At 68.8% G+C, this 22663-nt stretch carries 30 protein-coding genes; 13 read left to right on the top strand and 17 right to left on the bottom strand.

Going from position 1 to position 22663, the window contains the following annotated elements; genetic code table 11:
- Window positions 1-73: 73 nt before the first annotated feature.
- Both OG555_RS09135 and OG555_RS09140 read right to left on the bottom strand, forming a co-directional pair.
- Complete coding sequence (locus OG555_RS09135; RefSeq protein ID WP_329482375.1) at window positions 74-313, bottom strand: glutaredoxin family protein; 240 nt, start codon at window positions 311-313, stop codon at window positions 74-76.
- On the bottom strand, window positions 310-1755 hold the full coding sequence (locus OG555_RS09140; protein ID WP_329482376.1) for a class I adenylate-forming enzyme family protein: 1446 nt from the start codon (window positions 1753-1755) through the stop codon (window positions 310-312). Before OG555_RS09140 ends, OG555_RS09135 begins: the two co-directional genes overlap by 4 nt.
- A gap of 354 nt (window positions 1756-2109) precedes the next feature.
- Here OG555_RS09140 and OG555_RS09145 point away from each other — a divergent pair, with 354 nt between their 5' ends.
- The 3 genes from OG555_RS09145 to OG555_RS09155 all read left to right on the top strand — a co-directional run bounded on the left by OG555_RS09145 (window position 2110) and on the right by OG555_RS09155 (window position 4878).
- Window positions 2110-2682, top strand: a complete 573-nt coding sequence (locus tag OG555_RS09145) for a sigma-70 family RNA polymerase sigma factor (RefSeq protein WP_329482377.1) — start codon at window positions 2110-2112, stop codon at window positions 2680-2682.
- A 253-nt stretch (window positions 2683-2935) separates the two neighbouring features.
- A complete protein-coding gene (locus OG555_RS09150; RefSeq protein ID WP_329482378.1) occupies window positions 2936-3979 on the top strand; it encodes a DUF5667 domain-containing protein in 1044 nt (347 codons plus the stop codon).
- An 89-nt stretch (window positions 3980-4068) separates the two neighbouring features.
- Window positions 4069-4878 carry a MerR family transcriptional regulator gene (locus tag OG555_RS09155; protein ID WP_329482379.1) on the top strand — a complete coding sequence of 270 codons (810 nt, stop codon included), beginning with the start codon at window positions 4069-4071 and terminating at the stop codon, window positions 4876-4878.
- A gap of 522 nt (window positions 4879-5400) precedes the next feature.
- On the opposite strand, the gene OG555_RS09160 is transcribed toward OG555_RS09155, so the two are convergent.
- The 3 genes from OG555_RS09160 to OG555_RS09170 all read right to left on the bottom strand — a co-directional run bounded on the left by OG555_RS09160 (window position 5401) and on the right by OG555_RS09170 (window position 7664).
- Window positions 5401-6495: a lysophospholipid acyltransferase family protein gene (locus OG555_RS09160; RefSeq protein WP_329482380.1), complete on the bottom strand. Its 1095-nt coding sequence runs from the start codon at window positions 6493-6495 to the stop codon at window positions 5401-5403.
- Window positions 6488-7495: an NAD-dependent epimerase/dehydratase family protein gene (locus tag OG555_RS09165; protein ID WP_329482381.1), complete on the bottom strand. Its 1008-nt coding sequence runs from the start codon at window positions 7493-7495 to the stop codon at window positions 6488-6490. The genes OG555_RS09160 and OG555_RS09165 overlap by 8 nt, the downstream gene beginning before the upstream one ends.
- A gap of 67 nt (window positions 7496-7562) precedes the next feature.
- Window positions 7563-7664, bottom strand: coding sequence for a 30S ribosomal protein bS22 (locus OG555_RS09170; protein WP_008356322.1), 102 nt, complete (start codon window positions 7662-7664; stop codon window positions 7563-7565).
- A gap of 111 nt (window positions 7665-7775) precedes the next feature.
- On the opposite strand from OG555_RS09170, the gene OG555_RS09175 reads away from it, so the two are divergent.
- Both OG555_RS09175 and OG555_RS09180 read left to right on the top strand, forming a co-directional pair.
- Window positions 7776-7934, top strand: a complete 159-nt coding sequence (locus tag OG555_RS09175; RefSeq protein WP_329482382.1) for a hypothetical protein — start codon at window positions 7776-7778, stop codon at window positions 7932-7934.
- A gap of 13 nt (window positions 7935-7947) precedes the next feature.
- Window positions 7948-8454 carry a GNAT family N-acetyltransferase gene (locus tag OG555_RS09180; protein ID WP_329482383.1) on the top strand — a complete coding sequence of 169 codons (507 nt, stop codon included), beginning with the start codon at window positions 7948-7950 and terminating at the stop codon, window positions 8452-8454.
- Window positions 8455-8490: 36 nt separating this feature from the next.
- Here the strand turns inward: OG555_RS09180 and OG555_RS09185 are convergent, their stop codons facing one another.
- Together OG555_RS09185 and OG555_RS09190 are read right to left on the bottom strand one after the other, a co-directional pair.
- Window positions 8491-8667 (bottom strand): hypothetical protein, encoded by a 177-nt coding sequence (locus OG555_RS09185; protein ID WP_329482384.1) that lies wholly within the window; start codon window positions 8665-8667, stop codon window positions 8491-8493.
- Between the two features lie 108 nt (window positions 8668-8775).
- The gene (locus tag OG555_RS09190; RefSeq protein WP_329482385.1) at window positions 8776-9618 is read right to left on the bottom strand and encodes an LLM class flavin-dependent oxidoreductase; all 843 of its coding nucleotides are present in this window, start codon (window positions 9616-9618) and stop codon (window positions 8776-8778) included.
- 78 nt (window positions 9619-9696) lie between these two features.
- Here OG555_RS09190 and OG555_RS09195 point away from each other — a divergent pair, with 78 nt between their 5' ends.
- Window positions 9697-10314 carry a TetR/AcrR family transcriptional regulator gene (locus OG555_RS09195; protein WP_329482386.1) on the top strand — a complete coding sequence of 206 codons (618 nt, stop codon included), beginning with the start codon at window positions 9697-9699 and terminating at the stop codon, window positions 10312-10314.
- 171 nt (window positions 10315-10485) lie between these two features.
- Here the strand turns inward: OG555_RS09195 and OG555_RS09200 are convergent, their stop codons facing one another.
- Together OG555_RS09200 and OG555_RS09205 are read right to left on the bottom strand one after the other, a co-directional pair.
- On the bottom strand, window positions 10486-10920 hold the full coding sequence (locus OG555_RS09200) for a hypothetical protein (RefSeq protein ID WP_329482387.1): 435 nt from the start codon (window positions 10918-10920) through the stop codon (window positions 10486-10488).
- Window positions 10921-10986: 66 nt separating this feature from the next.
- Complete coding sequence (locus OG555_RS09205; protein ID WP_329482388.1) at window positions 10987-11145, bottom strand: hypothetical protein; 159 nt, start codon at window positions 11143-11145, stop codon at window positions 10987-10989.
- Window positions 11146-11280: 135 nt separating this feature from the next.
- Between OG555_RS09205 and OG555_RS09210 the strand changes: the two genes are divergently transcribed.
- Window positions 11281-11775 (top strand): MarR family winged helix-turn-helix transcriptional regulator, encoded by a 495-nt coding sequence (locus tag OG555_RS09210; RefSeq protein WP_329482389.1) that lies wholly within the window; start codon window positions 11281-11283, stop codon window positions 11773-11775.
- A gap of 48 nt (window positions 11776-11823) precedes the next feature.
- On the opposite strand, the gene OG555_RS09215 is transcribed toward OG555_RS09210, so the two are convergent.
- The 3 genes from OG555_RS09215 to OG555_RS09225 all read right to left on the bottom strand — a co-directional run bounded on the left by OG555_RS09215 (window position 11824) and on the right by OG555_RS09225 (window position 13737).
- Window positions 11824-12039 carry a helix-turn-helix domain-containing protein gene (locus tag OG555_RS09215; protein WP_012923942.1) on the bottom strand — a complete coding sequence of 72 codons (216 nt, stop codon included), beginning with the start codon at window positions 12037-12039 and terminating at the stop codon, window positions 11824-11826.
- A 118-nt stretch (window positions 12040-12157) separates the two neighbouring features.
- Complete coding sequence (locus OG555_RS09220) at window positions 12158-13333, bottom strand: acetoin utilization protein AcuC (protein ID WP_329482390.1); 1176 nt, start codon at window positions 13331-13333, stop codon at window positions 12158-12160.
- A 92-nt stretch (window positions 13334-13425) separates the two neighbouring features.
- Complete coding sequence (locus OG555_RS09225; RefSeq protein ID WP_329482391.1) at window positions 13426-13737, bottom strand: hypothetical protein; 312 nt, start codon at window positions 13735-13737, stop codon at window positions 13426-13428.
- Between the two features lie 82 nt (window positions 13738-13819).
- On the opposite strand from OG555_RS09225, the gene OG555_RS09230 reads away from it, so the two are divergent.
- The 4 genes from OG555_RS09230 to OG555_RS09245 all read left to right on the top strand — a co-directional run bounded on the left by OG555_RS09230 (window position 13820) and on the right by OG555_RS09245 (window position 17239).
- Window positions 13820-14404, top strand: coding sequence for a TetR/AcrR family transcriptional regulator (locus OG555_RS09230; protein ID WP_329482392.1), 585 nt, complete (start codon window positions 13820-13822; stop codon window positions 14402-14404).
- Between the two features lie 192 nt (window positions 14405-14596).
- Window positions 14597-15346: a hypothetical protein gene (locus OG555_RS09235; RefSeq protein ID WP_329482393.1), complete on the top strand. Its 750-nt coding sequence runs from the start codon at window positions 14597-14599 to the stop codon at window positions 15344-15346.
- Between the two features lie 184 nt (window positions 15347-15530).
- Complete coding sequence (gene trpS / locus OG555_RS09240; RefSeq protein WP_329482394.1) at window positions 15531-16499, top strand: tryptophan--tRNA ligase; 969 nt, start codon at window positions 15531-15533, stop codon at window positions 16497-16499.
- A complete protein-coding gene (locus tag OG555_RS09245) occupies window positions 16496-17239 on the top strand; it encodes an endonuclease/exonuclease/phosphatase family protein (RefSeq protein ID WP_329482395.1) in 744 nt (247 codons plus the stop codon). The genes trpS and OG555_RS09245 overlap by 4 nt, the downstream gene beginning before the upstream one ends.
- Here OG555_RS09245 and OG555_RS09250 read toward each other — a convergent pair.
- Together OG555_RS09250 and OG555_RS09255 are read right to left on the bottom strand one after the other, a co-directional pair.
- Window positions 17236-18138 carry a TIGR03560 family F420-dependent LLM class oxidoreductase gene (locus OG555_RS09250; protein WP_329482396.1) on the bottom strand — a complete coding sequence of 301 codons (903 nt, stop codon included), beginning with the start codon at window positions 18136-18138 and terminating at the stop codon, window positions 17236-17238. The genes OG555_RS09245 and OG555_RS09250 overlap by 4 nt on opposite strands.
- Window positions 18139-18142: 4 nt before the next feature.
- Window positions 18143-18499 (bottom strand): winged helix-turn-helix transcriptional regulator, encoded by a 357-nt coding sequence (locus OG555_RS09255; protein ID WP_329482397.1) that lies wholly within the window; start codon window positions 18497-18499, stop codon window positions 18143-18145.
- A 51-nt stretch (window positions 18500-18550) separates the two neighbouring features.
- Here OG555_RS09255 and OG555_RS09260 point away from each other — a divergent pair, with 51 nt between their 5' ends.
- Window positions 18551-18982: a pyridoxamine 5'-phosphate oxidase family protein gene (locus tag OG555_RS09260; RefSeq protein WP_329482398.1), complete on the top strand. Its 432-nt coding sequence runs from the start codon at window positions 18551-18553 to the stop codon at window positions 18980-18982.
- A gap of 12 nt (window positions 18983-18994) precedes the next feature.
- On the opposite strand, the gene OG555_RS09265 is transcribed toward OG555_RS09260, so the two are convergent.
- The 3 genes from OG555_RS09265 to OG555_RS09275 form a co-directional block, all read right to left on the bottom strand.
- Window positions 18995-19561 (bottom strand): hypothetical protein, encoded by a 567-nt coding sequence (locus OG555_RS09265; protein ID WP_329482399.1) that lies wholly within the window; start codon window positions 19559-19561, stop codon window positions 18995-18997.
- A gap of 81 nt (window positions 19562-19642) precedes the next feature.
- Window positions 19643-20446, bottom strand: coding sequence for a pyrroline-5-carboxylate reductase (proC, locus tag OG555_RS09270; protein WP_328525863.1), 804 nt, complete (start codon window positions 20444-20446; stop codon window positions 19643-19645).
- 9 nt (window positions 20447-20455) lie between these two features.
- Complete coding sequence (locus OG555_RS09275; protein ID WP_329482400.1) at window positions 20456-21385, bottom strand: proline dehydrogenase family protein; 930 nt, start codon at window positions 21383-21385, stop codon at window positions 20456-20458.
- A gap of 155 nt (window positions 21386-21540) precedes the next feature.
- Here OG555_RS09275 and OG555_RS09280 point away from each other — a divergent pair, with 155 nt between their 5' ends.
- Complete coding sequence (locus OG555_RS09280) at window positions 21541-22575, top strand: DUF695 domain-containing protein (RefSeq protein WP_329482401.1); 1035 nt, start codon at window positions 21541-21543, stop codon at window positions 22573-22575.
- Window positions 22576-22663 lie beyond the last annotated feature (88 nt).

Below are 22663 nucleotides of genomic sequence, written 5' to 3' on the forward strand. Positions count from 1 at the left end.
CGGCGGCCGTTCTTACTCTAGGAGCTTGTGAACGTGAGAACAAAATCGGCGGACCACGGCGTGACCGAGAGCACTAACCGGCGAGGGCCTTCCGGAGCCTGACCGGGTCCACCCGCCAGAAATCGTGCTGCTTCCCGTCCACGAAGGTGACCGGGATCTGCTCGCCGTACTCCGTGAACAACCGGTCATCCTGTGTGATGTCGACCTCGGTCCACTCCACCCCGAGCTCGGCGCAGACCGTCTGGACGATCGCCCGGGCGTCGTCGCAGAGGTGACAGCCGGGCTTGCCGTACAGCGTGACCCGGCTGCTCATCGGTCCGCCCGGAGCCGGCCCTTGGCGACCTTGCCGGTGACCGAGTGCGGCAGGTGGTCGACGACCTCGATCTCCACCGGGCACTTGAACCGCGCCAGCCGGGTCCCGGCGTACTCGCGGACCGCCGCGGCCTCCACGGTCGCATCAGGACTGGGTACGACGAACGCCTTCACGGCCTCGCCGGTCTCCTCGGACGGTACGCCGATGACGGCGGCCTCCCGGACACCCGGAGCCGCGACGAGCACTTCCTCGACCTCGCTCGGGAAGACGTTGAAGCCGGACACGATGATCAGCTCGCGCAACCGGTCGACCAGGAAGAGATCGCCGTCGGAGTCGAGGTAGCCGACGTCGCCGGTCCGGTACCAGCCGTCCAGATCGGGGCCGTCGGCGCCATCCGGCCAATAGCCGGAGAACAGGTTGCGGCCGCGGATCAGGATCTCGCCGGGGTCGTCGCCCTCGACGTCCTCGCCTTGCTCGTCGGCGATCCGGAGCTCGACGTTCGGCAGTGCGCGCCCGACCGAACCGGGCTTCGGCTCGGCCTCACCGAGGGTCGCGGTGACTCCCGGGGACGCCTCGGTCAGGCCGTAGCCCTGGTGCACGAACAGGCCGCTGGCCTGCTCGAAGCGATCCGCGAGCGCCCGGTCCAGGGCCGACGCGCCGGTCAGGACGACCTTGACCGACTGCAGCGCCTCGCGCAGATTCGGCCGGGCCAGCAGTGCGTGCAGTGCCGGCGGGGCGAGCGGCAGGCGGGTGACGCCGTACTTGGCGATCAGGTCCAAGGTGTGCGCGGTGTCGAACCGCTGGTCGATGATCAGCGCCGCGCCGGTCGCGACGGTCCAGCCCAGGACGGCGTTCAGGCCGAAGGCGTGGAACATCGGGAGCACGCCCAGGACGACGTCCTCGGGGCCCATCCGGTCCTCGCCGAGCTCGGAAAGGTTCGTCACGTTCGCCGCGAGGGCCCGATGGGTGAGCATCGCGGCGCGCGGATCTCCACTCGTCCCGGACGTGTACAGCAGGACCGCGAGCATCTCCGGGTCGAGCTGCGGAAGTAACGGAGCGTGACCTTCGAGCTCATCCGGCGCAACCGTCCGCAGGCCCTCGATCTTGTCCGCGAGGTCGGCCCCGGCGACCGCGAGGCGGGCCCCGGAGTGCTGCACGACGGCCGCGATCTCGGGCTTCGTGAGCCCGGTGTTCAGCGGCACGGCGACCAGGCCGGCGCGGAGAATCCCCAGGTAGGACGTGACGAACTCGATGCTGTTGGCAACGAGTAGCATGACCCGGTACCCGGGCACGAGGCCGGCCGCGGCGAACCCCTGCGCGGTCCGGTCGACGGCCTGGTCGAGCTCGTCCCAGGTGAGCCGCCGATCCCCGTCGACCAGCGCGACACGTTCGCCGTGACGTTGCGCTGTGTCACGAAGAATGTCCGCGAAATTGAAGTTCACCAGGTGAGTCTGTCATGCGTGCGGAGGCACCAGGGATCGACCGGCTCGCTCGGAACGGTTGCAGCAGAGCGTGACGACATATATACAGGTGAACTCGTGGGCGACCTTCTGCCGAACCTCACACTGCAGAAACCGTCCGCGCCGGGGAGACCATGCGCGATATCCCCGACAGCAGGCTGCGCCGTTCGCGGAAGCAGCCCGCTGGCGCATTCGTGACCCATCGGACCGGACGGAAGGCGGCACGCCTCAGGCTGTTGACAGCGAGTGTTTCTCAGGTAACGCTCGGTGCTGCCTCAGCCGCTGTGGCCATTCGCGGATGTGTCAGAAGACGTGTCAGTTGAACGGGGAGAGAACTTGACGACGCCGGAGCCAAGCCCGGACGGGATGAGACGTGCGGAGCTCGTCGATCGCGCCCAGGCCGGGGACGTCGGTGCCTTCGGTGAGCTGTACGACGAGTACTCGCTCACCGTCTATCGCTACATCTACGCGCGGGTGTCGTCGTCGGCACTCGCGGAGGACCTGACCAGTGAGACGTTCGTCCGGGCGCTGCGCGCGCTGGACTCGTTCCGCTGGCAGGGCCGGGATTTCGGGGCCTGGCTGGTGACCATCGCCAGGAACCTGATCACCGATCACTACAAGTCCGGCCGGGTCCGGCTCGAGGTGGTCACGGACGAGATCGAGACGCACGACCGGCAGACCGAGGGGCCGGAGGTCGACGTACTGGCCGCCGCCACCGCCGAGGTGCTGCGGGACGCCGTCGCGAGCTTGCCCGACGAGCAACGCGACTGCCTGACGATGCGATTCTTCGCCGGTTTGTCGATCGCGGAAACGGCCAAAGCGCTGGAGAAGTCCGAAGGCGCCGTCAAGCAACTGCAACTGAGGGCCGTACGGCACTTGGCGAAGGTTATCCCCAAGGACTTGAGGTGAGGAGGATGACAACGAATGTCTTTCGTAACCCGTCAGGGAGTTTCCTCGTTTGCCTGGTGAGGACCTGTCGGTGACCCCGGCTGGCCATTGAGGAGAACGAGAACTCATGAGTGACCTACACAGGGCTCGAGCGCGCGCGGAGGCATTCGCGCACGCCGTCGATCACGGGCCCCGTCACTCTTCGCGACACAGCGATGACCCGGAGCTTGTGGAAGCTGTGGAACTGGTCGGACGGCTGAGGACCGCCGGCGCAGTGGCACCGCGTCCGGAGTTCAGTGCCGAGCTACGGCACCGCCTGCTGGAGCAGGCGGCCGCCCGCGCGGCGACGACGACTCCGACGATGGTGCGCAGCCTTCCGGACAGCTCCGACGACCCGCCGGGTGGCGAGGACGTCGACGCGTCCGTGACAGAGATCCGCCATCGTCACGGCCGCCGGATCCGGCTCGTGGCCTGCACCGCCGCGCTGGTCCTGCTCGGAGGTGGCATCGGTTCCGCCGCCGCCGCTCAGCAGGCGATGCCCGGCGACACGCTGTACGGGATGAAGCGCAGCATCGAGAACGTCTCCACCAACGTCGGCATCGGGGACGACTCCCGCGGCCGGCGCGATCTCGAGCACGCGATGACCCGGTTGTCCGAGGTCGACAAGCTGGCCGAGTCCGGCGGCGACGTGGCCACCATCAACGGCACGCTGGACGTGTTCTCGGTGCAGGCACGCAAGGGCGTGTCCCGCCTGGTCGCGTCGTACCAGCAGGACGGCGACGAGAGTTCGATCACGGCGATCACGACCTTCATCACGAACGCCCGCCAGGCTCTTGGTGAACTCGCGCCGAAACTCCCGCCGGAGTCCCTGAAGTCCGCCGTCGAGGCGCTGGCCACGGTCGAGCAGCTGGCCCAGCACACCACGGTCGCCTGCCCGAAGTGCGACGCACCGAAGCCGGCCAAGAGCGGCGGCAACCAGCCGAACCGTCCGGGTGTCGGCACCGAGCCGAGCGACGGACCGACGACGAAGCCGTCCACGGCGCCGACCCCCGGTGCGTCCGTGAGCGGACAGCCGACGACAGCGCCGACGAAGCTGCCGAACACCACGATCGTGGAGGAATCCAACACTCCCCCACCAAGCCTGAAGACCCCGCCGAAGCCGTCGTCCTCACAGCCGACGACAACGTCGACCGGGGTCCCGACCATCCCCACCCCAGGCACCACTTCGTGGCCCTGGCCGTTCCCGACCCTGAGCCTGCCGACGCCGATCATCAACATCCCCGGCGTCATCCAGACCCTTCTTCCACCCTGGAAGTAGGGCCCAGCCCCCCAAGCAGCCCGGCGCACACCCTGCGCCGGGCTTCTTGTTGCAGTTGACACGGTGTCAACCCGGACAGTGAGGGGGTCATGGTGAATATCGGAGAATTCGCTCGCCTCGGTGGTGTCTCGACGCGCATGTTGCGGCACTACGACGCCATCGGGGTCCTCAAGCCCGCCGACGTCGATCCGTTCAGCGGACGACGCTCGTACGACGTGGCGCAGTTGCCCATGCTCAACCGGCTGGTCGCCCTCAAGGGGCTCGGTTTCAGCCTGGACGAGGTCGGCGCACTGCTCAGCGAAGGCGTGGATCCGGCCGAGCTGCACGGCATGCTGCGCCTGCGGCAGGCCGAGTTCGAACGCCGGGTGCGGCAGGACCAGCACGCCCTCGGCCGGGTGCGAGCGCGTCTCCGACTGATCGAACAGGAGACCCAGGTGACCACCCACATCGAAACCAAGCAGGTCGACGCGTTGACCCTCGCCGTACTCTCGGCTGCCGCTCAGGACGCCAGTCGCCAGAGCACCGGCGCCGTCGTGCAGTCGTTGTTCGGCCAGGTGATCGACCGGATGGAGGCCGTCGCGGCCGATCGGACCACACCGGTGGCTCACTACGTGCCGAGCTCCGGCGACGAGATCCAGGTCGCGGCCGGCTTCGCCGTACCCGCCGATTCGGTGCCGGGCCTGCAGACCTACGACCTCCCCGCTGCCGCAGTGGCCTCGACTATTCACCAGGGTCCGATGTCGGGCATCGCCGCGGCCTACCAGACCCTCGCGCAATGGGCCGAAGCCGAGGGCCACCACGACGCCCTCGAGTCACCGCGCTGGCGAGAGCACTACTTAGAAGCACACGGAACCGACGAAACCCACTGGATCATCGAACTCCAGCTGGAACTCACCTGACCCACCCCAACGCCCCCCGGCGGGGATATCCGCTCGCACACGGCTCCGCCCGGGCGGAGCCCAGCCGACGTCCGAGGGGTTGTCCGGGGTGTGGGTTGGCGGTGGCCTGATTGGCGCAGGTTCTGCTGGGGGCGCCGTTGGCGTGCAGCTCGACAGGATGTGTCGGTCCGCGGGTGGTGGTGGTCGGCGTGCTCAGGCGTGAAACCGGCCGGCGGGGCCGGACCCGAGCCGACACCTCCTGTCTAGCTGCACCAGTTCCATCCCCACCGCGCGAGCACCCGCCTCCCCACGGTAGGGAATGCGGTGGCCGACTCGATTCAGTGGCAACCGGACCACCGAGTCCTGGCAGGAGCACACCCGGGCCGACGGCCGCCCCCACATCCAGTACCTAGAGGTGGTTATCCCGTGCGGCGTGGGCCGGCTGAACACGGTTGGCGCGACGAGAGCTCGGACACCCAAACCGGGACCTCGGACACCGCACCACGTGTCCGCGCTCCCCAGAACGTGTCCGAGGCGGTGCGGTCAGAAGAAGACGCTGCGGCGTTGCATGAGGAGGGTGTAGAGGGTCTGCTGGATGGTTTCGCGGACCTGGTCGGTGACGTTGAAGACGAGCATCGGGTCGTCGGCGGCGCCGTCGGGGAACTCGTCGGTGCGGATCGGCTCGCCGAACTCGATCAGCCACTTCGAGGGGAGCGGGATCAGGCCGAGGGGTCCGAGCAGCGGGAAGAACGGGGTGATCGGGATGTACGGGACGCCGAGCAGGCGGGCGAGGGAGGCGATGTTGCCGACCAGGGGGTAGATCTCCTCCGCGCCGACGATCGAGCACGGGACGATCGGTACGCCGGTCCGCATCGCGGCGCTGACGAAACCACCCCGGCCGAAGCGCTGGAGCTTGTACCGCTCGGCGAACGGCTTCCCGATCCCCTTGAACCCCTCCGGCCACACCCCGACCAGATCGCCCCGCCCGAGCAACCGCTCGGCGTCGTCGTTGCTCGCCAGCGTCGCCCCGCCCTTGCGGGCGAGCTCACCGACGAACGGCGTCTGGAACACCAGGTCCGCCGCCAGCGTCCGCAACGGCCGATGCGCGTGATCCGCGACGATCAGCTGCGTGACGAGCCCGTCGAGCGGCATCGTGCCCGAGTGGTTCGCGACGATCAGCGCACCGCCGCCGGACGGGATGTTCTCCGCCCCGCGCACCTCGACCCGGAACCACTTCTCCGCCAGCGGCCGCAGCACCGGCAGCAGCACCTGGTCGGTCAGATCCGGGTCGTACCCGAACTCGTCGACGTCGTAGCCCCCGCTCAACCGCCGCCGCAGGAACGCCAGCCACTGCGCGACCCGCCGCTCGCCGTCCTCGCCGAACAGCTCGCGCACCACCCGCTCGAACCCCGCGTAATCCAGACTGGCGGGAGCAGCGGGTACGTCGACCTCAGCGGCCACCACCTCGACCGGCTCCACCGGCGTCTCCACAGCCGGCTTGCCGGCCTTGGCTGTCTTCTTCGAGCGAGCACCAGGTCTGGCCAGCGCACGCGCCGCCGCGGAAGGCGTCGTACGGCGTCCTGATCCGCGACCCGGGCGACCGCCCGCACCGATCGGGATCACGTCGGCGTCAGCCACGCAGCGCTCCCAGCCCCGCCGACAGCAACCCCGACGCCCGCGTGACCGCACCCGGCCCGAGCGAGGTCTGGAAGTCGTCGAAGGCCGATGCCGTCGTGTACCCGGGCTCGAACCCGAACTCCGTCCGCATCCGCGTCGTGTCCACGGCCCGCCCGTACGTCAGGAAGGTGATCTGGTCCGGCGAGAAGTCCGCGAGCCGAGCCCGCCGTACGACGGCCGCCGTGCTGGCCGCGGTGAACGAGGGCAGCCGCAGCGTCGGCCGGCCGAGCCGGCGGATCGCCTGGGACAGCGTGAGTACGCCGTCGCCGGCCAGGTTGAAGGTCCCGGGCAGATCGTTCACGGTGGCGTGGCGGATCGCCTCGACGCCGTCGTCCTCGTGCAGGAACTGCAGGCGGGCGTCGAACCCGAACACAGTCGGTACGACGGGCATCGCGAAGTACCGGGTGATCGGGGAGTCGGTCTTGGGGCCGATCCAGTTCGCCATCCGGAGCGTGGTGACGCAGACATCGGGGCGGCGCCGGGCGAAGCCGCGCACGTACCCCTCGACCTCGACCGCGTCCTTGCTCAGCCCGGTCTGGTGGATCGCGCGGGGCGCCATCTCCTCGGTGAACATGGCCGGATCCCGCGGACCCGCGCCGTACACCGTGGTCGACGACTTCACCACCAGCTTGGCCACGCCGGGTGCCTTCTGGCAGGCGGCGAGCAGCTGCATGGTGCCGATGACGTTGATCTCCTTCATCGACGACCGGCCGCCGGCGCTGCCCGGGGTGGCCACGACGCCGGTGTGGACGACCGTGTCGACGTCCTCGGCGGCGATCACCTTGGCGATCACGGGGTTGCGGATGTCGGCCCGGACGAACCGGACCCGGCCCAGCTCGGCGCGCGGCGGCACCACGTCGATGCCGAGCACGGTGCCGATCGACGGATCGTCGGCCAGCCTGCGCGCACAGCGAGCGCCGGCGTCCCGGGAGACGCCGGTCACCATCACTACCTGTGCCACGAGAGACCCCCAGCCAGACAGCAACCCCACCGGAGGCCGCGCCGGGCGCCGGCGCGGCGGGAACTGCTTACTTGCCGAGCTTGCGGCGCTGCACCCGCGTCTTCTTCAGCAGCTTGCGGTGCTTCTTCTTCGCCATCCGCTTACGGCGCTTCTTGATAACAGAACCCACAGTTGGACCATCCAAACTCAAAGAGAACGTCGGCAAAGCTTACCCGCAGGTCACCGCGTGAACCTAAAGCAGGCCGCTCGGTCGGGTGGGGAACGACCTGGGGAGGCGCGCATGGCGACAAGTACGACGGCTCGGTACGACGGTCTGGCCGACTGGTACGACGCCCGCTACGTGGCCGGCGCCGAGCCGCACCAACCCGGCCTGCGCGAAGAACCGGACCCCGTCGGCGTCCCCTACTCCCTGGCAGTCCGCGCCCGTCGCAGCAGCTGAGCGAAGCTTGTCGGTGGCGGCTGATGGAATCTTCCGCATGGTGACGCTGGATCCGTGGCGCGAGCAGGACTTCTGGTTGCTTGAGCGTTGCAACACACCCGAGATGACCGCTCACCTGGGCGGTCCGGAGAGTCCCGAGAAGCTGCACGACCGGCACCGCCGGTACGTCGAGAACGCCTTTCCGGGGCAGATGTACGTGATCGTCACCGACGACGGCGAGCGCGCCGGCTCGGTCGGCTACTGGGAACACACCGAAGCCACCGAGACGGTCTGGGAGACCGGCTGGGCGATCCTGCCGGAGTTCCAGGGCCATGGGCTCGCGACCGCGGCGGTGCATGCGGTGGCGAAGATCGCCGCGACGACCGGCACCCACAGCAGCCTGCACGCTTATCCCGGCGTGACCAACGCCGCCTCCAACGCCCTCTGCCGCAAGGCCGGCTTCACACTCCTGGGTGAGCGCGACTTCGAATACCCCAAAGGCCACTGGATGCGCTGCAACGACTGGTCCCTCGACCTTTAGGTGTGTCGGTCAGCAACTTGGTGGCCGGGACCAACCTCACGCGGCCTTGCGGACTGGGATCTGGACGATGGGGTCGGTGAGGATGGCCAGGTGGGGGGTGGCGGTTCGGGCGGTGGGCTGAGTGGTGCTCGCGTAGGCGGCCGGGGTGAAGGCGGCGAGGCCGAGGCCGACAATGGTGCCGACGGCAACGGTCTTGACGATCTTCGTGCGCATGACGGGCTCCCTGGAAGTCTTTGGCCGGGGCTTGTTTCCCGGCGGTGACTCAATCCTCGACGCCCGCGCTGGAACCGTCCTGGGAGAAACCTGGGAGCCGGCTGGCAGTCAGAACGCCGTGACCTCCGGCACCGCGGCGGTCAGGATCCGCGCGGATTCCGGGGTCCACGGTCCGGTGCGGATCACGACGGCGTGATCGATTCCCCACGATGCTTGCTCTCGGCAACGTTCGACGAAACTGCCGACGGTGTCGTCCGGGGTGAGCCGGGTGGACAGCGTCTTCTCGATCTCGTCGTACGGACGACCGCTGTCCTCGCAGTGCTTGCGCAGTACGTCGAGTTTGTGGCGGACCGTCGTACCACCATCGGGCAGGTCGAACAGGTTGCACGCGTCCGCACGCCGCGCCACCATCCGCAACGTCTTCTGCTCCCCCGTGCCACCGATCAGCACCGGCGGACGGCTGGCCGGCCGCGGGCTGCAGATCGGCCCCTCGAGCTGGAAGTGCTGACCGACGTACGGCGAACTGTCGCCCGTGAACATGCGGTCCGCGATGTCCAGCAACTCCTCCAGTTGCTCGAACCGCGCCTTGGTCGGCCCGAGCGGGACGCCCATCGCCCGTGCCTCGTCACCCTCCCACCCGATCCCGACCCCGAACCATGCCCGCCCCCGGGTTAACGCATCCAGCGTCGCGATCGCCTTCACCTGGACGGCGGGCGGCCGGAACGGCACCGGCGACACCAGCATCCCGAGCCGCGCCCGGCTGGTGATCGCGGCCAGGAACCCGAGCATGCTGACGGCCTCGAACAGTTCGGCCTGGGGATGACTGGTCGGATCCGCCTGGAAGAGATGGTCCGGCACCCAGATCGTGTCCAGCCCACCCTCGTCCGCGATCGCCGCGATCCGCCGCAGCCCGTCCACACCATCGGCCCAGGCGTGATCCGTCACCGTCATGCTGACCTTCATCCGGCCACTCCAGATTTTAGGGTCACCCTATGTTTAGAGCCACTCTAAGCGCATTACGCTGACGCTGTGAAGGCAGTGGACGGGCTCCGGGCGCGGAAGAAGCGGGAGACGCGCGAGCGGATCGCGGCGGCCGCGCGGGAGTTGTTCGTGGCGCACGGGTTCGACGAGGTCACCGTGGTCGAGGTCGCGCGAGCCGCGCAGGTGTCCGAGGCCACCGTGTTCAACTACTTCCCGACCAAGGACGACCTGTTCTTCGGCGGTGGACTCGAACAGTTCCAGGCCGCGACGCTGGCCGCGGTCCGGGACCGCCCGCCCGGCGAGTCGGCAATCGCCGCCTTCCGCCGCTTCACCGTCGCGAACGTCGCCCACACCGCCGACCCGGGTGCGGTCGAGCTCATCACCACCGCGGCCCGGGTGGTCGACAGCAGCCCGTCGCTGCGCGCCCGCGAGCGCGAGATCGTCGCCGCAACCACCGACGCGCTCGCCGGCATGCTGCAGTCGGACGGCTCGGATCGGCTGGCGGCCTGGGCGATCGCGAACGCCCTCATCGGCGTCCAGCGAGCGATCGTCGCCGAGATCCGCACCGAGGTCCTGGCCGGCCACCACAGCCCGAAACTCGTTGCCCGCGTCCAGCGCGAGGCCGCCACCCTCCTCGCCCAACTCGAAACCGCCTTCAGCCGCTGACTTTGTGCACCAGATCCGCAAGCTGACGGCGTCGAGGTACGGATCTCGTGCACAAAGTCGGCTCTGGCGTGCGCCCCCGGGGCTTGCCGCTTTCCGGAACATTTCGGTCACCTGGCGCACTTTTGTTTCCGGAGACCAGCTGTGGCCCAGCGACGTGACGACCGAGTGCGTCTAGAGGTAGTTGGAGACCGGACCGAGGGTGAGCAAGCCGGAGGCGGCTCCTGCATGCTCCGTGGTTGCTGGAGCCAGGGCGGCTCGCGCTCGCTCGAGCACGTGAGGTTCCCCGAGTTGTCGTGCTGCATGGGCGATCAGAGCCCAGTGTGCCTCCAGGAGTAGCCCTGGTGGCGAGTCCGGTACGGCGTAGAGATCACTGAGAAGCAATGGGCGGATCCACGGTGTGTGGGGACCGTAGTCGGCCGGCGGGATCGGGCGGTCGTGGCGGATCGACCAGCACGCCAGCGCCAGCGGGAGTAGGCCTTGGTCGAGGCCTGGCATGCCGGCGTTGTCGAGGAGCACGGCTGCCGAGCGGTAGGCAGCGGGCGTGTCTTCGCGGAGTGCGGCGTACCAGCCGGTGAAGACGGCGACCAGCGGGAGCTCATGCCGCACGACCAACGCGTCGGCGGCAGCAGCGTGGTGGTCGGCAGCGGCGTAGTCGGCGAGGGCGCAGGCGGATTACAACCGGATCAGGTGGCCGAGGACCTCGTACGTGATGAGGGCGTTGCGTTGGGACAGCGTGACGAGCTCGGCGCCGATCGCGTCGCGCTCAGGGGCCAGGCCGGCCCGGTAGCAGGTCTGCATGAACTGACCGTTGAGCGCAAAGGCCAGGAGCACCGGATCATCCAGACCATCGCCTCGTTCCTCGGCTGCGGTGATGGCCGCGAGCCGATGCCGAGCATGCGCATGAAGAATCCCCTCAGTAGAAAGCTTTATAGAAAGCTATAACCAAAGACAGATAGGCTGTCAACCATGACCACGAGCGATCGGGTGGACGGGATCCTCGCGGCCTGGCAGCAGGAGCTGCCGGACGCGCTGCACCCGACCAGCGAGCTGACCAAGCGCCTGATGGTGCTGGCCGACGCCCTGGACCAGGCCACTCGGCCGGTGCTGCGGGAGCTCGGTCTGACCGCGGCTGAGTACGACGTGATCGTCGCGCTGCGTCGCTCGGGAGCGCCGTACCGGCAGAAGCCGTCGGACCTGAGCCGCAGTCTGCTGCTGTCCTCGGGCGGCACGAGCAATGTCGTCAACCAGCTGGTACGGCGTGGATTCGTGGCCCGCGAGCCCGACCCGGACGACGGGCGCGGCACCCAGATCCGGCTCACCGCCGAGGGCGTGGCGCTCGCCGAGGAGGCCGTGATCGCGAGTGCTGCAGCGCATCACAAGCTGTGGGACAGCCTGCCCGGCGACACTGTCCAGCGTGCCACCGCCGCACTGCGGGCACTCTCGGGACTGCCGGAGACATGACGAAGCGGCCGGTCCCCGGAGGGATCCGGCCGCTTCGGCTTCTCGTGGTTATCCGGCCTGGAAGAAGGCGCCCTTGAGGTAGTCGTGCACGGCGTCCTCCGACACCCGGAACGAACGACCCACCCGCACTGCGGGCAGCTCACCGGAGTGCACCAGGCGGTACACCGTCATCTTGGACACGCGCATGGCCGTGGCGACCTCCGCCACGGTCAGGAACTTCACCTCGGCGAGCGGCTGCTCACCACCGGACTTCTTTGATGCCATTGCGCACCGCACTTCCAGCACGGATCGTGCGCCGGCTTCCCCTCCGGCACCTCCGTCCGTGCATGCAACGAGCGTAGTGGCTGTTGGTACGAATGGGAAAGAGGGGGACTCGTGTGACTCAATAGGAGGGATCGAGACCCAGGAGCGGGAAGCTGGTGTCGCGGGTCGCCTTGATCGCGCGGTCCAGCCAGGTGTCGGGGTTGTAGCCGCTCGACCAGTCCACGTACGACGCGTCCCGGCCGTCCGTCATCCGCAGCGGCGCGACCCGCGCGAACCGGATCCGGACCTCCTCGCGCCACGACTCCGGCACCGGCGTCAGCGGGTCGATCGGGTTGCCCGCGACGATCGCGAGCAGGTGAGTCCAGGCCCGCGGTACGACGTCGACGATCGCGTACCCACCGCCACCGGTGGCGATCCACTTCCCGCCGGCCACCTCGTGCGCGAGGTCGTGCAGGGCCAGGTACGCCGCCCGCTGCCCGTCGATCGTTTTCGTCAGGTGGGCCAGGGGATCCTCGACATGCGAGTCGCAGCCGTGCTGCGTCACCAGCACCGTCGGCCGGAACGCCTTCACCACATCCGGCACGATCGCGTGGAACGCCCGCAACCAGCCGGCATCGCCCGTCCCCGGCGGCAGTGCCACGTTGACCGACGTACCCTCGGCGTCCGGCCCGCCCGTCTCCCCCGCGCTGCCGGTGCCGGGGAAGAGCGTGGTCGGCGACTCGTGCAGGCTGACCGTCAGTACGCGCGGATCGTTGTAGAACGCCGCCTGTACGCCGTCACCGTGGTGCACGTCGACGTCGACGTACGCGATCCGCTCGGCGCCGTGGTCGAGCAGCCACTGGATCGCGATGGCCGGATCGTTGTAGACGCAGAAACCGCTGGCCCGGTCCGGCATCGCGTGGTGCAGGCCGCCGGCGATGTTGGCGGCGTGCAGGACATCGCCCTCCCAGACCGCCCGCGCCGCCTCGACGCTCGCGCCGACGATGTGCGCGGAGACCTCGTGCATCCGCGGGAAACAGTACGTGTCGTGAGTGCCGAGCCCGTGCACCTCATCGGAGGTGTCGGGGTTCACGCCGGCCCGCTTGACCGCGGCGATGTACTCGGCGGTGTGCACGGTCTCGAGCAGTGCGTCGTCGGCCGTCGGCGCCGGCACGACCTTGAGCTCGTCGAGCACACCGAGCGCGCTCGCCAGCCGGATCGTCAACTGCACGCGGATCGGACTCATCGGATGCCCGCGGCCGAAGTCGTACTCGGTCAGTCCGTCGTCGAAGACCAGCATCGCCTCACCGCTCATCCGCGTCCTCGCTTCGCTCCGGGCGCGGATGAGCATTGCTGCTGTGTTTGATGATGAACTCGCTCCGCTCGTTCATGCTCCGACCTTAACCGTCAGACGTGAGGAAGTGGTTTGCCAAACCTGGCGCTCAATCGGTAAGCGCCGCGCTGCGCATGGAAGACGGTCATCGCCAGGATGCCGACAGCGGCCGCGATCAGTGCAGCCCACGGATGCGCGCCGACGTGCGCCCAGGCGGTCAGCGCGGCGGCGATCGCGAACGCGCCCAGGCCGCCGACCGCGTTCCTGGTCGGCGAGTTGCCGGTCAGGTTCGGATACTCGCGGGCGCTGATGCCCTGGACGAAGTGTGGGATGCCGTTCGTGCCCATCAACCCGGCCAGGAACGTCAGCACGATCGCTTGAATCATCTCTCCTCATTTCGGTCTACGTACGTTGACTGAAACCCTAGACCTCTCAGCGAGCTTCAGTCAACATGCGTAGACTGAGCCGATGACGACGAGGGTGGAGCAGCGGCGGCGGACGGAGGCGCGGATCCTGACGGCGGCGCGGCAGTTGTTCGGCGAGCACGGGTACGACCGGACGACGATCCGCGCGGTCGCGACCGCGGCCGGCAGCGATCCCGGCCTGGTGATGCGGTACTTCGGATCGAAGGAGCGACTGTTCGCCCAGGCGGCCGCGATGCCCGCGGACGGGCCGATCGTGGGATCGCCGGCGGAGATCGCCGCACAACTGACCAGCGCATTGTCGGAGAAGCTGGCGGACGAGCCGGCGGCGGCGCTGGCCGCGCTGCGGGCGATGTTCAGTCACCCCGAGGCGGCCGACGAGGTGCGGTCCGCGATGACCGGGCAGCAGCGTCAGGTGGCAGCACAGTTGCCCGGGGACGACGCCGTACTGCGTTCCGGCGTGATCGGCGCGTTGACACTCGGGCTCGTGATCGGGCGGCACCTGGTCCGATTGGACGGTCTGGATGCGCCACCGGAAGACGTGATGGCGGTGGCGGAGCCCCTCATCACCGCCCTGACGAAGGACACGAGCCGGCGCGACACCCCTCCAGAGCCGCGCCGACCCGTGTGACAACTGGTCCGACAGGTGCTTCATCGCTCAAAGACTGCAAGGCGTTACAGGATTTGCACGTAACTGCAAACCGGGGAGCGATTCGGTTGCGGAGGGTGACACAAGCCGGTCTAGTCCTGTACTCTGCCCGGCGTCCGGCCGCCGCGAACCGGAGTTGCGCCGATCGGTGGTCAGGCCGCACAGTTCCTTCCCGTGAGGAAGCGCTTGAGCTCGATCAGACCCAATCGGCGGCAGGTCTTCACGGCGGGAGCGGCCGTCGCCGCGTCGACCGTGGCCGCCTCGACTGTGCCGGCGACGGCCGCGACGCCCGGTGGCCTGTACGGCTCCGGCACGCTCGGCTCCTGGGCGAACGGGACCCGGGCCATCTCGACCGAGACGCAGACCAGGCGCGTGGTCGAGACCAACGGCGTGTACATGTTCGGGGACAGCATCTCGGTCCAGGACGGCAAGTCGCTGGCGATCCGGCTGCTGAACCGTGACGGCAGCCAGATGGCTGTGAACAACTGGGCCAGCCGGCCCACCTCGGGCGCGGTCGACGCGCTGCAGCAGTGGGCGTCGACGTACGGCCTGCCGCGGCGGATCCTGATGGCGAGCGGGTCGAACGACATCTTCGACCCGCCGAAGTTCGCGGCGCAGGTCGACCGGGCGATCAGCATCGTCGGCCAGAACCGGACGCTGTTCTGGGTCGACCTCCAGGTCGTCCGCACGGCCCAGACCGCGGCGGTGCAGCTTGCCGACCAGCGCAACAGCTCCTGGCTCAACATGCAGCTGTACGACGCCCAGAAGAAGTACCCGAACCTGCGGATCATCCGCTGGGCAGAGTGGCTCTGGGTCAAGCCGTACCGCCTGGCCAACTACCTCCGTGACGGCGTCCACCCCTCGGTGCCGCTCGGTCAGGACGCCCGCAACGAGCTGATCGTCCAGTCGCTCACACAGCGTTGAATTCCTTCCCCACCGCCCCGGTCGATGAGCTAGGCTTGATGCCGTGAACACGAACTTGCAGCTGTGGTGGGCCGCCTAGGGCGGTCCCCCGGCGTGTTCGCACGCATCCAAGAGGCCGCCTCGCCGAGGCGGCCTTTTTGATGCCCTCGGTGGGGCTCTCACACTCACCGAAAGGGCAATCATCATGACTTCGCTGTCCGGTATCACCCCGTCCGGCCGTCTGACGCTGGGCAACCACCTCGGCGCGCTGCGCCGGTTCACCGACCCCGACGGGTTCTACTTCGTCGCGAACCTGCACGCGATGACGACCAAGCACGATCCGCGCCGGCTCGCTGCGCTGACCCGCGAGTTCGCGACGCTGATGCTCGCGGCCGGCGTCCCCGAAGGGACCGTGTTCGTCCAGTCCGACGTCCCCGCGCACGCGCAGCTCGCGTATCTCCTCGAGTGCACGTCGTACGTCGGCGAACTGTCGCGGATGATCCAGTACAAGGAGAAGGGCAACGGGCGCCCGATGACGCGGGCCTCGCTGTTCACCTATCCGTGCCTGATGGCCGCGGACATCCTGCTGTACGGCGCCCAGCAGGTCCCGGTCGGCGGTGACCAGGACCAGCATGTCGAGCTGGCCCGCGACATCGCGATCCGGTTCAACCGCGAGTACGGCGAGACGTTCGTCGTACCGCAGTTGGCGAAGGCCGCGCTGGCGACGCGGGTCAAGGACCTGGCCAGTCCGACGACCAAGATGAGCAAGTCCGCTGCCGACGACGCGATCGGCGTGATCCGGCTGCTCGACCCGCCGGACGTGATCCGCCGGCAGGTCATGCGCGCGGTGACCGACTCCGGGAACGAGGTCCGCCACGACGAGGCGAACAAGCCCGGCGTCACCAACCTGCTCGAGATCCTGGCGGCGTGTACGGATGGCGATCCGGTCACGCTGGCCGCGTCGTACTCGTCGTACGGATCACTCAAGCAGGACGTCGCGGACGCCGTGCTGGCCGTGATCGAGCCGCTGCAGAAGGAGTACGCGCGGCTGACGGGCGACCCCGGTGCGATCGACCAGCTGCTCGCGCAAGGACGGGATCGGGCCATCGACGCGAGCACTCCCCGACTCCGAGCGGCGACGCGGGCGATGGGTTTGGCAGGATCGGCACCATGAAGATTCGCGCCGCCACGTTCAACATCCGCAACTCCTCCGCACCCGACGGCGACAACGCCTGGCCGGTCCGGCGGAACGCGACAGTGGCGGCGATCGAGCACCTGGACGCGGACGTGGTCGGGCTGCAGGAAGTGCTGCCCGACCAGCTCGACTACCTGCGCTGGCGATTCCCGAAGTACGAGATCGTCGGCGTCGGCCGGGACGACGGGATGAGCGCCGGCGAGCATTCCGTCGTCATGGTCCGGCCCGGCGACTGGCGCGTCGAGAAGCACGAGACCCGCTGGCTGTCCGACGATCCGGGCACGCCGGGTTCGGTCGGCTGGGACGCGGACCTGACCCGGATCGCGACGCTGGTCTGGCTGCGGCACCGCAACGGTACGACGATCGGCGTCGCGAACACGCACTACGACCACGCCGGCGAGATGGCCCAGCTGCAGTCGTCGCGGCTGATCGCGCGCTGGACCTCGGGCGAGCTGCCGTGGATCGTGATGGGCGATCTGAACGCGACGCCGGACTCCCCGCCGCTGAAGACGCTGACCGAGTCCGGCCTGCGCCTCGCCGTACCGATCGAAGCCGGTGGAAGCTGGAACGACTTCACCGGTGTGGAGGACGGCGACCGGATCGATCACATCCTGGTCAGCGCGGGGTGGACCGTGGTCGAGGCAGCCGTCTCCCACTACCGCCCGGACGGACGGCTGCCCAGCGACCACTGGCCGGTCATGGCCACGCTGTCCCTTTAGATCTTGGCGAAAACGTCTTCGCGCAGGCGCTCCAGCGCGTCGAACCGCCGGTTGCCGGAGCCGAGGAACGCGTCCGGCACGAGCAACTCGTCGATCCCCGCGGCCGGGTAGTGCGCGACCCTGTCGAGCACCTCCTGCGCCGACCCCATGATCACGTGCCCGCCACGGCTCTCGAGCCGTTCCTTCCGCTCGGCCGCCTCGGTGTCACCCGGTACGACGACCTCCAGCATCGTCTGGGCGGACCGGCGGACCGTCTTCGGGTCGCGGCCGAGGCGCTCGCAGTGCACGGCGAAGACCTCGCCCTTGTGCGCGGCCAGCGCCGGGTCACCCCAGTGGTTCCACTCGTCGGCGTACTTCGCAACGATGCCGAGGGCAACCTTCTCGCCGGCGGCGCCGATCAGGATCGGCAGGTGGGCCGGCTTCGGCTCCAAGGGGGCGCCCGTCAGCTGGTAGTAGGTCCCGTCGAAGGTCGTCCGCTCCTGGGTGAGCAGGCCCTTGATCACCTGGCAGGCCTCCTCGAACCGGGCCAGCCGTTCACGCACCGGCGGCAGCTCGATGCCGTAGACCTCGTGCTCGTTCACCTGCCAGCCGGCCCCGATCCCGAGGACGAACCGGCCGTTGCCCATCTGGTCGATCGTCGCCGCCGTGTTCGCGACGACGGCGGGATGCCGGTAGGTGTTGCCGAGCACCATCGAGCCGACCCGGACCCGCTCGGTCCGGGCGACGATCCCCGCCAGCAGGGCGAAGGCTTCGTTGACGGGAACGGACAGGTCGTCGCCGTTCTGCATGAAGTGATCGGCTATCCAGACCCCGTGCCAGCCGGTGCGTTCGGCGTACTCGGCTCCTTCGAGCACTTCCGACCAGGTCCTGGATGCCGCGGGCCACAAAGAGAAATCCATGCCGTCATCCTCCCTCCTGCGCCGCGAGGACCGCCTCCCCGTTCTCCTCCGCCCACATCGTGAGCATCCGGATCGGCCCCATCAGGGTCCGGCCGAGGTCGGTCAACCCGTACTCGACGCGGGGTGGGACGCCGCCGAAGTCCCGGCGGTCGACCAGGCCGTTCGCCTGCAGCCGCCGCAGGGTCTGGGTGAGAACTTTCTTCGAGATGCCGCCGATCAGCGCGATCAGCTCCGAGTGCCGCCGCGGTCCCTCGTTGAGACCCCACAGGACGACTACGGCCCACTTGTCGGCGATCACCTCGACCGCGAGCCGAGCCGGGCAGTCGGCCAGGAAGACATCGCCGGGATCCAATCCATCCACGACCGTCAAGGGTACTCAGAGGTTCCCACGGCGGTGCCTACCGTCTCCGGTATGAACGCTCTTCCCGAAAGCACCCACCGGCTCTTCACCGAACCCAAGGACGTCACCGTCATCACCGTCGACCCCGACGGCTCACCGCAGGCATCGCTGGTCTGGGCCGAGCGCGACGGCGAGGAGATCCTGCTCGGTCTCCAGGCCCCGCATCGCAAGACCCGCAACCTGTTCCGCGATCCCCGCGTGACACTGCTGATCCAGGACGACCAGGTGAGCTCTCGCGGCATCACGCAGTACCTGGTGATCCGCGGTACGGCGAAGGTCGAAGGCCCCGGGATTGCGGCGGACTACAAGGCGTTGATGGATCGCCAGTCCCAGCGCTACCTCGGCGTACCGGAATTCCCTTTCGGCGAAGGCATCTGGGACACCGGCGTGATCGCCCGGATCACCGTGGACCGGGTTGCCGGCGAAGGGCCGTGGACCGCCTAGGACACGCCCTGGTCAGACGACGATGTGCCAGCGGAGCAGGAAGGCGCCGACCGACAGGATCAAGTAGGCGAGGACGAGCAGGGCTCCGATCCCGGGACGCGGCCGATGGCGCCGCACCGGGCTGTCGGCCGCCTGGCCGCGGATGGCCTCCATCACCGCGCCGACCTCGGCCGTGCGGTCCTTCGGGATGCCGTTGATCTCGCTCTCGTCCTGGCCGCGACTCAGTACGACGTTGTCGTCGCCGATCTCGATCTTGTCGACGTCCTGCCAGGCGAGGCTGCGGATGAGCATGCTGGTGCGGGCCTTGAGGGCGGTGTCGGTCAGCACCACGCGGTAGAGCACCACGCCGCCGGCGACACGGACGACCGAGGCGCCGATGATCGTGAGCAGACCGACCGCGAGCATGTCGCGAGCGCCCATCCAGAGCCACGAGTTCAGCGCCGGCACGACGATGAACGGGGCGACGAACAGTGCCCAGGCCCACCAGGGCGCCGGATCCAATGGCACCTGCCACGGCAGCTGTGGCACCTCCTGCCGCTGCGCAGGCGCGGCGGCAGGATCGACCGAACGATTACCCATGGGCGGGACCATAGTCGACTCATCCCTCGAACAAGGCAGGAAACTGCGGCGCCAACAATAACGCCACCCGTCGGAGAGGTGTTATTCGGCAGCCAGCGCGCGCGACCGGTTGCGGGCCGCTTCGATCGCGGACAGGAACGCGGCCCGGACCTTGTGGTCCTCCAGTTCGCGGATGGCGGCGGCCGTCGTACCGCCCGGTGACGTCACCCGCTCCCGCAGCACGGTCGGGTGCTCACCGGTCTCCCGCAGCAGCTTCGCCGAGCCGACCACAGTCTGGACGACGAGGTCCGTCGAGGTGCTCCGCGGCAGGCCCATGTGGACGCCGGCCTCGATCATCGCCTCGACCACGAAGAACAGGTATGCCGGGCCCGACCCGGAGATCGCGGTCACCGCGTCCTGCTGCTTCTCCGGCACCCGGATGACCCGGCCGGTCGCGGCCAGCAGGCCCTCCGCCAACTCGAGGTGGCTCTCGTCGCAGTGCGCACCACGAGAGATCGCGGCCATCCCCTCGTCGACCAGGGCCGGCGTGTTCGGCATGACGCGGACGACGGCCACACCCTCGGGCAACCGGGACTCGATGAACCCGGTGGTGATGCCGGCGGCCAGCGAGACCACGGTCTGGGACGCACGGACCGCCGGCGCGATCTCGGCGAGCAGGTCGGGCATGTCCTGCGGCTTCACCACCAGAACCAGGGTGTCCGCCTTGACCGCCGCATCCACGTTGGACACGACGTCGACGCCGTACCGCTCGCGTAGTTCGGTGGCCCGCTCCTCCCGGCGCTCGGTGATCAGGAGCTCCTCCGGTCGCCGCCCGGCCCGAATCAGCCCGGACAGCAACGTCTCCCCCATCACACCGGCCCCGAGAATGGCCACCTGACTAGTCATGCCGACAGGTTACTTCTTGCTGATGAGGGACCTGGCGAAGAACTGGATGTTCGCGGGGCGCTCGGCCAGCCGGCGGACCAGGTAGCCGTACCAGTCCTCGCCGTACGGGATGTAGACACGCATGGTGTGACCCAGGCCGGCGAGCCGGAGCTGCTCCTCGGGACGGATGCCGTAGAGCATCTGGTACTCGTAGCTGCCCGGCCGACGGTTGGCGCGGTCGGCGAGCGAGCCGGCGATCGCGATCAGCCGCGGGTCGTGCGAGGCGATCATCGGGTAGCCGGTGCCGTTCATCAGGATCTTCATCGCGCGGACGTACGCCTTGTCGACCTGGCGCTTGTCCTGGAACGCGACCGACTCCGGCTCCTTGTACGCGCCCTTGCAGAGCCGGACGCGGGATCCGGCGTACGCCAGGTCTCGGCAGTCGCTCTCGGTCCGGCGCAGGTAGGCCTGCAACACCGCGCCGGTCTCCGGGAAGTCCTGGCGCAGCTCGCGCAGGATGCCCAGCGTGGAGTCGGTGGTGGTGTGATCCTCCATGTCGAGGGTGACCGTCGTCCCCGCGTTGCGGGCCGCGAGGCAGATGGTCCGGGCGTTCTCCAGCGCAATCTTCTCGCCGTCGCCGGGCAGCGCCTGGCCGACCGCGGACAGTTTGACCGAGACCTCGGCGTTGTTGGTCAGACCGGCGGCGGCGAGCTGCTTCAAGACCTCGAGGTAGGCGTCCGCGGTGGCAGTCGCGGCGGCCAGGTCGGTGACGTCCTCACCGAGGTGGTCGAGGGTGACGTCGAGACCGTTGCTGACCAGCTTCTCGGTGGCCAGCACGGCCTCCGGAGCGGTCTCGCCGGCGACGAACCGTGCGACGATGCCACTGGACACCGGGAGCGACGACACGGCCTTCTTGATCTGGGGGCTGCGGGACATGCCCAGCAGGACTCGCCGAAGCACTACGTGTTCCTCCTCATCGACCCACCCGGCCCCATATGCCAGTGGTGTCAGCAGGCTACGCGCCTGAACCAGACGCTCGCCAATCGTGTGGCGGGGACCACACCAGCCGGTCCACTGGTCCGATACTCGCACCCTTGGTCGGCAAGGATGCGGGCATGCCCATCTTCAAGCGTCGCAAGCGGACCGTCGTGGAGGCCGACCCCATCGGCGCGTTCTGGTCGTGGTGGACCGGGGCCGGCGCGGCACAGGTGGCAGACGCGATCGCCCGGAAGGAGCCGACCGAGACGAGCTCCGCGCTGACCGACCTGATCGGGCGGATCCACCAGGACCTCGAGTGGGAACTCGGTCCGGGACTGCACGCCAAGCACGCCCTGATCGTCACCGCGGCCGGCAACCCCACCCACCGCGCCGTCGCCCGCCGCTGGTTGCGCGCCGCGCCGCCGTCCGACGAGACCTGGGAGTACGCCGACCTGCGCCGGCCCGGGCCTGCGTTCACGATCCGCTTCGACGGGCTGCCGCCGATCCCGGTCGACGAGGCGGTCGTCTCGATCGAACCGGATGCGGCTTCGATCCATGTCGGCGTACATCACCCTGTCTTTCCTGATGTGCCGATCGATGTGCAGCGGCGGGTGACCTTCCTGATCCTCGACCTGGTGCTCGGCGAGGAGATGGTGGAGACCTGGGTCGGCGCGATCGAGACCCTCAGTTCCGCGCCGGCTGATGCGGTGGCGATCGATTCGCTGCTGCCGGCGGTGGCTGCGTTCGCGGCCGAGCACACCCTGGAGGACGGCAGTCCGGCGTGGAAGATGCTCGAGGGTACGCGCGACGGACACCGGCTGATCGCGACCGCGGAGTACCCGCTGCGCTCCATCCGCCGCCCACACCTCGACACCCACGTCGCGGTCTCGATCGGCTATCCCGTGGTGCGTGACGACGGGCTGCCCGAGTCCGACATGCTCGACGAACTCCGCGCCTTCGAAGACCACCTCACCGACCGCCTCGGCGGCTCCGGCAACCTCCTCGCCCACGAAACCTCGGCCGGCGTCCGCATCCTGCACTACTACACCGACGGCACCACCCCGGCCGGTGCCCAACTCCAAGCCGCCACCACGGGCTGGCCCCACGGCAAAGTCACCATTACCACCAACCCTGACCCCGCCTGGCACAACGTCTCCCACCTCGCCGGGTAGCTGCCCCGGTTGATGGGGTGTGATTGGGGTCACAAGCGGCAGAATGTCTAGTTCGGTGGGCGTCGGGCGACGCAAGGGTGACAGGACG

It is taken from the genome of Kribbella sp. NBC_01484 (genome assembly GCF_036227145.1).
Taxonomy (GTDB): Bacteria; Actinomycetota; Actinomycetes; order Propionibacteriales; family Kribbellaceae; genus Kribbella.